General features: G+C 69.9%; 2 protein-coding genes. Both read right to left on the reverse strand.

The genetic code is table 11. The features are described 5' to 3' along the window. Positions 1 to 8 precede the first annotated feature (8 nt). Entirely contained in the window at positions 9 to 12,833 is a 12,825-nt protein-coding gene (locus tag D7Y04_RS10085) for a non-ribosomal peptide synthase/polyketide synthase (protein WP_121759066.1), read from the reverse strand. Positions 12,834 to 12,887: 54 nt separating this feature from the next. Next, positions 12,888 to 13,151 (reverse strand): phosphopantetheine-binding protein, encoded by a 264-nt coding sequence (locus D7Y04_RS10090; protein ID WP_120599575.1) that lies wholly within the window; start codon positions 13,149 to 13,151, stop codon positions 12,888 to 12,890. Positions 13,152 to 13,170: the final 19 nt, after the last annotated feature.

Consider the following 13,170-nt stretch of genomic DNA (forward strand, 5'->3'; position numbering starts at 1 on the left):
CGAGGCGCTCAGCTGGAGCCTGGACGACCGCGCCGCTGGGCCATGCGCCGCAGGTTGTCTCGCCGCTGCGCTCCCGGGTCCTGCGCGGGCGAGGGAGCCGCCGCCGGTGGCGTGTCCTTCGGCGGTGACAGGTGTCCTGCGAGCGCGCGCACCGTGGGGTACTGGAAGAGGGTGATCAGCGGGACCTTGCGGCCCACCAGTGCCTCCAGCTTCGCGTGCACGGACTGGAGCAGCAGCGAGTTGCCGCCCAGGTCGAAGAAGTTGTCGCTCGCGCCCACGCGCTCCAGCCCCAGCACTTCGGCCCAGAGCGCGGCCAGCGTCTGCTCCAGGCCGGCTTCGGGGACACGGTAGTCCTCGCTCAGTTCGGGCCGGTGCACGTCCGGCGCGGGCAGTGCCTTGCGGTCCAACTTGCCGTTCGCGGTGAGCGGCAGCCGCTCCAGCACCACGAACGCCGACGGAACCGCGTGCTCCGCGAGCGACCGCCGCAGCGAGGCCCGCAGCGCGTCCACCGTGAATGCGGCCCCTTCGCGAAGCACCAGGTACGCGACCAACCGCCGCTGTCCCGGCACGTCCTCGCGCACCTGCGCCACCGCTTCCTTCACCGAGGGCTGTGAGAGCAGCGCGGCCTCCACCTCGCCCAGTTCGATGCGGAAGCCCCGCAGCTTCACCTGCGAATCCGCGCGGCCCCGGAACTCCAGCGTCCCGTCCGCGAGCCATCGCACCACGTCACCCGTGCGGTACAGGCGCGCGCCGGGCTCATGGGAGAACGGAGCCGGTCCGAAGCGCTCCGCAGTGAGCGCGGGCTGGCCCAGGTAGCCGCGCGCCACCTGGGCGCCTCCCAGGAACAGCTCGCCCCATAGGCCCATTGGCACGGGCTGTCCCGCGCCATCCAGCACGTACACACGCACGTTGGGCTCCGGGCTTCCGATGGGGGGCAGCAGGCCGTCGGGTGCTTCAGACTTCACGACGCCGGAGGTCGCGATGACGGTGTTCTCCGTGGGGCCGTAGCAGTTGAGCCACTGTCCCGGAACGGCGGGTCCCGGACGGCGGTGCAGCACGTCACCGGCCACGTGCACCCGGCGCAGCGGCATGCCGGACGGCCATGGCTGCTCCAGCGCCGCCTCGGCCATGGGCGTGGGCAGCGTGGTGAGCGTGATGCCTTCCGCCGCGAGCCACCGCACCAGTCGGGCGGGCTCCGCACGCACCTCGTCCGTGGGCAGGTGGAGGCTGGCGCCATGCGAGAGCGACGGCCAGGTCTCGAAGACGGTCGCGTCGAACGCGAGCCCCGTCAGGAGCGTGGCCCGGTCTCCCGGTTCAATCCCCGCCGCCGTGCCGAGCCCCGCGACGAGGTTCGCCAGCGTGCCGTGTGTCACCGCGACGCCCTTGGGACGGCCGGTGCTGCCCGACGTGTAGATGACGTAGGCCATCGCCTCCGCGTGCAGTGTCACGCCGGGCGCGGTGATTGGCTGCGTCTCCAGCGCGGGCTCCTCGTCCAGGCAGAGCACTCGCACGCCGCATCCCTCGAAGCGGGAGGCGAAGGCCTGCTGGGTGACGACGATGCGTACGCCACTGTCCGTGAGCACGTGCCGCCACCAGGCCTCCGGCCACGTCAGGTCCATGGGCAGATAGGCCGCGCCCGACTTGAGGATGCCTAGCGCGCCCCACACGTAGCCGGGCGTGCGGTCCACGCACAAGGCGACCACGGTCTCCGGCTTCACGTCCTGCGCACGCAACAGGTTCGCGAGCTGGTTCGACCGGGCCTCCAGTTCCCTAAACGTCAGCCGCTGCCCGTCGCCCGCCAGCGCGAGCGCCTCCGGCCTCAGCCGCGCCTGCTCCGCGATGCGCGTGGGGACGCGCAGGTCCGAGGGGACATCGAGCGCGGTGTCGTTCCACTCGACGAGGACCTGCTGGCGCTCCGCCTCTGTCAGCACCGACAGCGACGCGAGCGGACGCTCCGGGTTTCGCGTCACCTGCTCCAGCAGACGCAGGTAGTGCCCGGCCATACGCTCCACCGTCGCCGCGTCGAAGAGCGCGGTGTTGTATTCCCAGTGGGTCAGCAACCCGGTGGCGGATTCGCGCATGAACAGCGTGAGGTCGTGCTTCGCGAGCCCTGGATCAAAGGGCACCGGCGCTGTCTCCAGTCCTCGCAGGGGGAAGCCGGGGAAGTCCTTGAAGAGGGCGAACACGGCCTGGAACACGGGCGTGCGGCTCAGGTCTCGCGGCGTCTGGAGCGCGTCCACCAGTTGTTCGAAGGGCACCTCCTGGTGAGCGTACGCACCCAGGCACGTCTCGCGCACACGGGCGAGGAGGACCTGGAAGGACTCGGCGCCGGAGACCTTCACGCGCAGGGGCAGGGCGTTGACGAAGAAGCCGATGAGCCCCTCCACCTCGCGGTGGTTGCGGCCGGAGATGGGCGAGCCGACCACCACGTCGTCCTGACCGCTGTAGCGCGACAGCAGGGCGTGGAACCCCGCGAGCAGCGCCATGAAGGACGTGACGCCCTGCTGGTGACACAGTTCGCGCACGGCTGCGTCCACCGCGGCGGGGATCCGCACCATGTGGGCCGCGCCAGCCTGGGCCTGCACGGGCGGCCGAGGCCGGTCGGTGGGCAGCTCCAGCGCATGGGGCGCACCGTTCAGCTGCCGCTTCCACCACGCGAGCTGCGCGTCGAGACTTTCGCCCTGCAACGTCGCACGCTGCCAGCGGGCGTAGTCCGTGTACCGGATGGGCAGCGGTGGCAGGCGCGGGGTCTGGTTCCGGGTGAATGCGTCGTAGAGGATGCCCAGTTCGCGCCCCATCACGTCCGTGGACCAGCCGTCCGTGATGATGTGGTGCATGAGCAGGAAGAGCGCGTGGTCCTCCGCATCCAGCCGCAGCAGCGTCGCCGTCAGCAGTGGACCCGTGCGCAGGTCGAAGACGTGGCGCATCCGCTCCTCGGCCCGCTGGCGCAGGACGGTGTCGCGCTGCTGGGGCGGCACGTCCTCCAGCCGCTCGAAGGCGAGCGCGAAGGGAACCGAGGGCAGGACGCGCTGAACGGGCTGGCCGTTCTCCTCCGCGAACACCGTACGCAGGGACTCGTGACGGTCGATGAGTGCCGCGAGTGACCGCTCCAGCGCGGCCACGTCGAGCGGTCCCTTGCACCGGATGAACAGCGGGACGTTGAAGGCGAACCCGCCCGGTGCGAGCGCGTCGATGAACCACAGCCGCTGCTGCGGGAAGGACTGGGGCGCGGAGTTTCCGGCCTCCGTGCGCACCAGGGGCGGTGCCTGGAGGGGATGGGCTTCCTGGCGCAGGGCTTCGATTCGCGCGGCCAGCTCCGCGAGCGTCGGGGCTTCGAAGAGCACCCGCACGGGCAGCTCCATCTGAAGCGACTCGCGCAGACGGGAGGCCACCTGGGTCGCGAGCAGCGAGTGTCCGCCCAGTTCGAAGAAGTGGTCCTGCGTGCCCACGCGCGGCACACCCAGCAGCGGTGCCCAGATGTCCGCGATGAGCTTCTCCACCGCGGAGACCGGGGCCACGTAGACGGTCCCAGGGATGGCCTCTTCCGTCGGAACGGGAAGGCCGTTGCGGTTCACCTTGCCACTGGGCGTCAGGGGCAGCGCGTCCATGCGCACCAGCGCCGAAGGCACCATGTACTCCGGCAACCGTCGCGCCAGTGCCTGCCTCAGCGCTTCCGCGGAGAAGGCCGTCTCCGGCTGCACCACGTAGGCCACGAGCCGCTTGAAGCCCGGGGTGTCCTCGCGCAGCACGACGACCACGTCCCGCACATCAGGCAGGGCGCGCAGGGCGGACTCCACTTCGCCCAGTTCGACGCGGAAGCCGCGCAGCTTCACCTGACCGTCCAGGCGGCCGAGGAACTCCAGCTGTCCATCCGCGAGCCAGCGCGCCTTGTCGCCCGTGCGGTAGAGGCGTGCGCCCGGCATGGCGCTGAAGGGGGAGGGCACGAAGCGCTCCGCGGTGAGGTCTGGCCGGTTGTGATAGCCGTGCGCGAGCCCTTCGCCTCCGATGAACACCTCGCCTGGGACGCCGACGGGGCTCGGATTCCCTCGGGCATCCAGGACGTAGGTCTGGACGTTGGTCAGCGGTGTTCCCACTGAAGGGAGCGCGGGCCAGGTGCTCGGAGATCCTGAAGCCCGCCATGCGCTGGCGGCGTGCGTCTCCGAAGGACCGTACTGGTTTTCGAGGACGCAGCCGGGCAGCCGTTCGAAGAGGGAGACGAGGGCGGGTGTCACCTGGAGTTGTTCGCCCGCGGTGATGACCTCGTTGAGCGGGGGCAGCTCCGCCGTAGTGCGCGCTGCTTCGCTCAGGGATTGAAGCGCGACGAAGGGGAGGAAGAGGCGCTCTACGCGGTGCTGGGTGAGGAAGCGCAGCAGTGCCGGTGGATCACGGCGCAGTTCGGCGGAGCTGAGCAGCAGTCGGCCGCCGATGCACCACGTGCCGAAGATCTCCTGGAAGGAGACATCGAAGTTGAGCGAAGCGAACTGGAGAGTGGTGGCTTCCCTGTGGACGGCGCGGCGGATCTGCCACGCGAGCATGTTGCCGATGCCCCGGTGGGACATGGCGATGCCCTTGGGCCTGCCGGTGCTGCCCGAGGTGAAGACGACGTAGCAGACGGCTTCGGGGGACAGCCTCACGTTCGGAGACGACGTGGGGCGGGAAGCCAGCGAAACGGTCTCCATCGTCACGATGCGCGCGGAGGTGCTTGGTGGCAGCGCCCGCACGAAACCCTCATGCGCGAGGACGACCGGAGCACGCGTGTCCTCCACCATCAGGGCCAGACGCTCGGCCGGATAGTTCGGATCCAGCGGGACGTAGGCGGCACCGGCCTTGAGGGTGGCGAGGACGGCGACGGGCATGTCGAGACTGGAGCGCTCCAGGCACAACCCGACGGAGCTTCCCGGCGTGACGCCCAGGGCGATGAGGTGGTGCGCGAGCTGATTGGCGCGTGCATCCAGCTGCCTGTAGGTCAGCGACTCGGCGCTGTTCGTCACCGCGACTGCTTCCGGTGTCCGAGCGACCTGCGCCTCCACCCAGCGGTGCATGAGGCCCGGCTCGAAAGAGAGGTCCTTCGCGGCGTTCCACGTCACGACGACCTGCTGCCGTTCCTCTTCGGAGAGGAGCGGCAGGGCCGACAGGGGCTGCTCGGGATGGCGGACCGCTCCTTGGAGCATTCGCACGTAGTGCCCGGCCATCCGGGTGAGGGTCGCCTCCTCGAAGAGGGCGGTGTTGTACTCCCAGAAGGCCGTCAGCCCCTGCTCCGACTCGCGCACGAAGAGCATGAGGTCGAAGCGGGAGACACCCGTCTGGAAGGGGACGTCCTCCGCTTGGAGCCCGGGCAACGAGAAGGGGACAGCCGCTTGTTGCAGGACGAAGAGGGCCTGGATCAGCGGCGCGCGGCTCAGGTCGCGTGGCGGCTTGAGCGCCTCCACGATTTGTTCGAACGGCAGGTCCTGATGCGCGAAGGCGCCCAGGCAGCTCTCGCGCACGCCGCGCAACAGGTGGCGGAAGGAGCGCGTCCCCGCGACATCCGCGCGCAGGGCGAGCGTGTTGACGAAGAGGCCGAGGAGCCCTTCCACTTCGCGGCGATTGCGGCCAGAGATGGGCGAGCCGACCACCACGTCGTCCTGTCCGCTGTAGCGCGCGAGCAGGGCCTGGAATCCCGCCAGCAGCGTCATGAACAGCGTGGTGCCCTCGCGCTGGCCCATGGCGACGAGGGCGCTGGTCAGCGCGGGTGGCAGGGGGACTTCGATGTACGCGCCCTGGAAGGTCTGCACGGGCGGGCGCGGCTTGTCGGTGGGCAGGTCCAGCACGGGCGGTGCCCCGGCGAGCTGCTCGCGCCACCACGCCAACTGTTCTTCCAGCACGTCGCCCTGCAACCACGCGCGCTGCCACAGCGCGTAGTCCGCGTACTGGATGGAAATGGGCGGGAGCGCGGCCTCCGTGCCCTGGATCCGGGCGAGGTAGAGCGCATCCAACTCCCGCTGGAGCAAGGCGATGGACCAGCCGTCGAAGACGCTGTGATGGAAGTTGAGGATGAGGACCTGATCCTCGTCCGCGATCCGTAGCAGCGTGGCTCGGATCAGGGGGCCTCGCCGCAGGTCGAACGGTACATGCGCTTCGGCCTCCACCTGACGCTGGAGCGGAATGCGCGGATCCACGTCCACTTGCTTCAGGGTGAGCTTCCACGCGGGGCCGATGCGTTGCACCGGCTGGCCGTCCACTTCGTCGAACGTGGTGCGCAGGACTTCGTGACGCCGGATGAGGACGTTGAGCGAGTCTTCCAGCGCGTGCGTGTCCAGCCGTCCCCGCAGCCGGGTGACCAGGGGCAGGTTGTAGGCGTGCGCGCTGGTGTCCAGCTGCGAGACGAACCACAGCCGCTGCTGGGAGAACGACTGCGGAACGAGCTCGCCGCGAAGCTGGGGCACCAGCGGCGGGACGGCTTTCCGGTTCGCGCCGTGAAGATGCTCCTCCAACCGCGCGGCGAGCTGCGCGACGGTGGGCGCCTCGAAGAGGACTCGGAGGGACACGTCCACCTGGAAGGCCTCCCGCAACCGGGAGACCACCTGTGTTGCGAGCAGCGAGTGCCCACCCAGTTCGAAGAAGTGGTCCTGCAGGCCCACGCGCGGCACCACGAGCAGGGACGCCCAGATGTCGGCGATCACCTTCTCCACCGCCGTCATGGGGGCCAGGAACCCGGAGTCGTCCGCGGCTTCTTCCTTGGGCGCGGGCAGGCCGTTGCGGTTCACCTTGCCGCTCGGGCCCAGCGGTAGCGCGTCCATTCGCACCAGGGCCGAGGGCACCATGTGCTCCGGCAGCCGTCGCGCCAGCGCCTGCCTCAGCGCCTCCGGTGAGAAGGATGCTTCCGGTTGGACCACGTAGGCCACCAGCCGCTTGTGGCCCGGTGTGTCCTCGCGCACCACGACGACCACGTCCCGCACGTCGGGCAGGACGCGCAGGGCCGCCTCCACTTCGCCCAGCTCGACGCGGAAGCCGCGGAGCTTCACCTGACCGTCCAGGCGGCCGAGGAACTCCAGTTGTCCGTCCGCGAGCCAGCGGGCCTTGTCGCCCGTGCGGTAGAGGCGTGCGCCCGGCGTGGGTCCAAACGGAGAGGGGATGAAGCGCTCCACGGTGAGGTCTGGTCGGCCGTGGTAGCCGTGCGCGAGTCCTTCACCGCCCACATACAGCTCGCCCGGGACCCCGACTGGGCAGGGCTCGCGGCGCGGGTCCAACACGTAGGCCTGGACCGAAGGCAGCGGTGTTCCGACCGGAGGCAGGGCGGGCCAGGTGCTCGGAGCTCCCGAGGCACGCCACGCGGAGACCGCATGGGTCTCCGAAGGACCGTACTGGTTTTCGAGGACGCAGCCGGGCAGCCGTTCCAAGAGGGCGACGAGAGCAGGCGTCACTTGGAGTTGCTCGCCCGCGGTGATGACCTCGTTGAGCGGGGGCAGCTCCGTCGCGGTGCGGGCCGCTTCGCTCAGTGACTGGAGTGCGACGAAGGGGAGGAAGAGGCGCTCCACGCGGTGCTGGGTGAGGAAGCGCAGCAGTGCGGGTGGATCGCGGCGCAGTTCAGCGGAGCTGAGCAGCAGACGGCCGCCGATGCACCACGTGCCGAAGATCTCCTGGAAGGAGACGTCGAAGTTGAGCGAAGCGAACTGGAGCGTGGTGGCTTCGGCGCGGACCGCGCGCTGGGTCTGCCAGGCGAGCATGTTGCCGATGCCCCGGTGGGACATGGCGATGCCCTTGGGCCTGCCGGTGCTGCCTGAAGTGAAGACGACGTAGCAGACGGCTTCGGGGGACAGCTTCACGTTCGGAGACGACGTGGGACGGGAGGCCAGTGAGACGGTCTCCATCATCACGATGCGCGCGGAGGTGTCCGGAGGAAGGGCCCGCACGAAGCCCTCATGTGCGAGGACGACCGGAGCGCGCGTGTCCTCCACCATCAGGGCCAGGCGCTCGGCCGGATAGTTCGGATCCAGCGGGACATAGGCGGCGCCGGCCTTGAGCGTGGCGAGGACGGCGACGGGCATGTCCAGACTGGAGCGCTCCAGACACAACCCGACGGAGCTTCCCGGCCTGACGCCCAGAAGGATGAGGTGATGGGCGAGCTGATTGGCGCGCGCATCCAATTGCGCGTAGGTCAGCGACTCCTCTCCGTTCGTCACCGCGACTGCTTCCGGTGTCCGTGCGACCTGCGCCTCCACCCAGCCGTGGATCAGCCCCTGCGTGGGAATCCGTTCCTCGCGGCTGTTCCATGCGACCAGGAGTTGCTCGCGCTCCTCCCGCGACAGGAGCGACAGGTCCGCCAGGGGCAGTTCGGGGTTCGCGGTGACGCCTTCGAGCAACCGCACGTAATGCCCGGCCATCCGGGCGAGGGTCGCCTCCTCGAAGAGGGCGGTGTTGTACTCCCAGTAGGCAACGAGCCCTTGCGGCGTCTGCCGCATGAACAGCATGAGGTCGAAGCGAGAGACGCCCGACTGGAATGGGAAGTCCTCCACTGCGAGGCCGGGCAGGGACAACGGCGTCGCGGCCCGCTGCAGGACGAACATCGTCTGCACCAGGGGCGTCCGGCTCAGGTCGCGCGGCGGCTTGAGCGCGTCCACCAGCTGTTCGAACGGCAGGTCCTGGTGCGCGAAGGCACCCAGGCAGCTCTCGCGCACACCGCGCAGCAGCTGCCGGAAGGAGCGCGTGCCAGCGACATCCGCGCGCAGGGCGAGCGTGTTGACGAAGAAGCCGATGAGTCCTTCCACTTCACGGCGATTGCGGCCGGAGATGGGCGACCCGACGACGACGTCCTCCTGGCCGCTGTAGCGCGCGAGCAGGGCCTGGAACCCCGCCAGCAGCGTCATGAACAGCGTGGCGCCTTCGCGCTGTCCCAGCAACTGGAGCGAGCCGTGGAGGGGCTGTGGCAGCAGAACCTCGAAGTTCGCGCCCTGGAAGGTCTGCACGGGCGGACGTGGCTTGTCGGTGGGTAGGTCCAGCACGGGCGGTGCTCCCGCAAGCGCCTCCCTCCACCAGGCGAGCTGGTCCTCCAGTTCCTCCCCCTGGAACGACTCACGCTGCCATCGCGCGTAGTCCACGTACTGGAGGGACAAGGGCGGCAACATGCCCTGGCCGCCCGCGGGGTAGAGCGCGTTCAACTCGCGCTGGAGCACGTCGATGGACCACCCGTCGAAGACGATGTGGTGGATGACGAGCATCAACACATGGTCGTCATCCGCGACGCGCAGGAGCAGCCCTCGCATCAGCGGGCCTCGCCGCAGCTCGAACGGGCGCCGGGCCTCCGTGGCCAGCTGCTCCGGGAGCTTCGCGGCCTCCACGTCCATCCGCACCAACGTGAAGTTCCATGCCGGCCCGATGCGCTGCACCGGCAGACCATCCACCTCGTCGAACGTGGTGCGCAGGACCGCGTGCCGCCGGATGATCTCCGCGAGGCTTCGCTCCAGTGCGTTCGCGTCCAGCGCGCCCCGCAGCCGGGTGACCATGGGCACGTTGTAGGAGTACCCCAGCGTGTCGAGCTGCGAGATGAACCACAGCCGCTGCTGCGCGAACGACTGCGGCAACCAGCCGTCCCGGGGACCGGGCACCAGCGGGAGGGACTGGATCCGGCTGCTCTCCCTCCGCAGTGCATCGATGCGCGCCGCGAGGCTGGTGACCGTGGGCGCCTCGAACAGGGCCCGCACGGACAGGTCCACCTGGAACGTCTCCCTCAACCGGGAGGTGACCTGGGTCGCGAGCAGCGAGTGCCCACCCAGTTCGAAGAAGGAGTCCTGCGTGCCCACGCGCGTGCGGCCCAGGAGCGCGGCCCAGACCTCCGCCACCGCCGTCTCCGTCGGGGTGACCGGCGCCACGTAGCCGTCCTCCGCGAGCGTGTCGCCCACGGGCGTGGCGAGCGCCCTGCGGTCCACCTTGCCCACGGGCGTCAGTGGCAGCTGGTCCAGCTTCACGAAGGCGGACGGGACCAGCGGCGCCGGCAACTGGGCGGACAGGCGCGAACGCAGCGTGCTCACGTCCACGCTCGCGCCGGTCACATAGGCCACCAGGCGCTTGTCGCCGGGCGCGTACTCGCGCACCTCCGCCACGGCGTCCTCCACGCCGGGCAGGTGACGCAGGGCGGTCTCAATCTCTCCCAGCTCGATGCGGAAGCCGCGTAGCTTCACCTGTGTGTCCGCGCGCCCCATGAAGGCCAGCTCGCCAGAAGGCAGCCACCGTGCACGGTCTCCCGTGCGGTACAGCCGGGCACCGGGCACGTCGCTGCACGGATGGGGCACGAAGCGGTCCGCGGTGAGCTCCGGCCGGTCCATGTAGCCCCACGCGAGACCGTCGCCTCCCACGTACAGGTCACCCACGACGCCGGGCGGCACCGGCTCCAGGTGCGCGTCCAGCACCAGCGCCTGGGAATTCTCCAGCGGACGGCCAATGGGCACGGGCATCCGCGCATCCAGGTCCCGCTTCACCTGATACGTGGCGGAGAACGTGGTGTTCTCCGTGGGGCCGTAGCCGTTGATGACCGCTCGGCCCGCGTCCAGCAGCTTGCGCGCGGCCAGCGGGGACAGCACGTCGCCGCCCGCGAGCACCTGCCCCACGCGAGCGAGCGCCGCGGGCCGGTTCATCGCCATCTGCTCGAAGAACGCGGTGGTGAGGAAGAGCACGCTGATGCGTTCGCCCTCCAGCGTGGCTTCCAGTTCCTCCAGCGACGGCGTCACCGGCGGATAGAGGAACAGCTTCGCGCCGCTGAGCAGCGCGCCCCACAGCTCCAGCGTCGCGGCGTCGAACGACGTGGTGGCCAGCTGGAGGACGACGTCTTCGGCGTGGAACCGGACGTAGGACACGCCCTTCACCAGCCGCGTCACGGCCCGGTGGGGAACGCCCACGCCCTTGGGCTGCCCGGTGCTCCCGGACGTGTACATGACGTACGCGAGCGCATCGGCGGGGACGTGCACCTCGGGCGCTGCCTTCGGTTGAGCCTCGAAGGCCCGCCAGGACGGGTCGAGCACCACGATCCGTGAGGCCAACCCCTTCAGCGAGGACTCGCGTCCCTGCTCCAACAGGAGCACGGTGATGCGGGCGTCGCGCGCCATGAAGTCCAGGCGCTCGGGGGGATAGCCTGGATCCAGCGGGACGTACGCGCCTCCCGCCTTGAGGATGGCGAGCGTCGCCACGACCATCTCCAGCGACCGGCCCGCGCACAGGCCCACCGGTGTTCCCAGCCGCACTCCCTGCCCACGCAGGTGGTGAGCGAGCTGATTGGCCCGTGCTTCCACTTCCGCATACGTGAGCCGCTGGCCTCCTGCTTCCACGGCCACGGCGCCGGGCGTCCGCGCGGCCTGCTCCGCGAAGAGCGCGGGCAGGGACGCATCGCGAGGGTAGGGGACGGCGGCTCCCGTACCCTGGTCGAGCAGGTGCCTCCGCTCCTGTGCGGTGAGCAGCGGAAGCGTGGCCACGGGACGCTCCGGCTCCGCGACCGCGGCCTCCAGCAGGCGCGTGTAGTGCTCCGCGAAGCGCGCCACCGTCGCGGCGTCGAAGAGGTCGGTGCTGTACTCCCAGAGCCCCACCAGCCCTTCCGGCGTTTCGCGCAGGAAGACGGTGAGGTCCATTCGCGACACGCCCGGCTCGAAGTCCAGCTCGGAGGTGCGCAGCCCCTCCAGCTCCAGCGCGGGCACGGCCGAGTGCTGAAGCGTGAAGAACACCTGGAACAGGGGCGGGCGGCTCAGGTCGCGCTCGGGTTGGAGCGCGTCCACCAACTGCTCGAAGGGCACTTCCTGATGCGCGTACGCGTCCAGGCACGTCTTGCGCACGCGGTGCAGCAGTTCTCCGAAGCCGAGCGCACCTTCACTTCGCACGCGCAGGGGCAGGGTGTTGATGAAGAAGCCGATGAGCGGTTCCACCTCCTGGCGCGTGCGTCCGGAGATGGGGGAGCCGATGACGATGTCGTCCTGGCCGCTCAGCCGCGAGAGCAGCAGATTCATCCCACCCAATAGCGCCATGAACAACGTGACGCCCTGCTTGCGGCACAGCGCTTCCAGCGCCTTGCCCAGCGCCGGAGGCAGCGTGTGGCGGTACACCGCGCCCCGCGTGGACTGCGCGGCGGGACGGGGCCGGTCCGTGGGCAGCTCCAACGCGGCGGGCGCTCCCGACAACTCACCTCGCCACCATTCCAGTTGCTGCTGGAGATGCTCGCCCTGGATCCACTGCCGCTGCCACACCGCATGATCCGCGTACTGCACGGGCAGCGCGGGCAGCACGGGCGTCGTGCCGGCGCGAAAGGCCGCGTAGAGCGCTTGAAGCTCCCGCTCCATCACCGTGAGCGACCAGCCGTCGCAGGAGATGTGATGCAGCATCAGGAGCAGCACGTGCTCCATTTCCCCCAGTCGCAAGAGCCGCACTCGCACCAGCGGTCCCGCGCCCAGGTCGAAGGGCACTCGCGCTTCCGTCTCCGCGGCTTGTCGCAGGGCCTGCTCCCGTTCGGACGCGGGCAGTGCCTCCAGCGACTCCACGTGCAGCGGCAGGGACAGCGATGGCGCGATTCGCTGCACCGGCTGACCGTCCACGATGGCGAAGGTGGTGCGCAGCGCTTCGTGCCGCTCGACCAGCACGGCCAGTGCTCGCTCCAGCGCGGGGACGTCCAACGCTCCGGTGAGCCGCGCGAAGTACGGGACGTTGTAGGAGATGCCCCCGGGCGTGAGCTGCTCGATGAACCACATCCGCTGCTGCCCGAAGGAGAGCGGCAGCAAGGCGTCACGCGGGACGGGCACCACGGGCGGTGCTCGACGCCGGGGCCTCGCCGGGGACTTCGGCGCGGAGGCGGAAGGGGAGCCGGGGTGCTCGGTCGTCATGTCTCGCTCGGGGGGGAAAGCGGGGAAGGGGCCGCCTTCAGGGGGCGGCTCGGCTCAAGCGGACTGTTCCTGGCGCAGCTCGTCGCACAGCGTGGCCACGGCCCGGAGCGTGTTGAACAGCTCCGCCATGGACACCTCCACGCCCAATTCGCTCTCGATGCGGTTGGACAGGACCGTGGCCATCAGGGAGTTGCCGCCAATCTCCAGGAAGTGGTCCTCCGGGCGCACGACCTCCACGCCCAGCAGCTCCTTCCACCACGACGCGAGCTTCGCTTCCGTGTCCGTGGGACTGGTGGCTTCTTCATGGCTCGGGTTCATGGCCGTTCCTCCCGCCCGC

Source organism: Corallococcus sp. AB038B (assembly GCF_003668955.1).
GTDB classification, from domain to species: Bacteria; Myxococcota; Myxococcia; order Myxococcales; family Myxococcaceae; genus Corallococcus; species Corallococcus exiguus.

Bases quoted from the DNA above. Each gene is read 5' to 3' on its own strand.
- D7Y04_RS10085 (WP_121759066.1), bottom strand. From the start codon at position 12,833: ATGACGACCGAGCACCCCGGCTCCCCTTCCGCCTCCGCGCCGAAGTCC.
- D7Y04_RS10090 (WP_120599575.1), bottom strand. From the start codon at position 13,151: ATGAACCCGAGCCATGAAGAAGCCACCAGTCCCACGGACACGGAAGCG.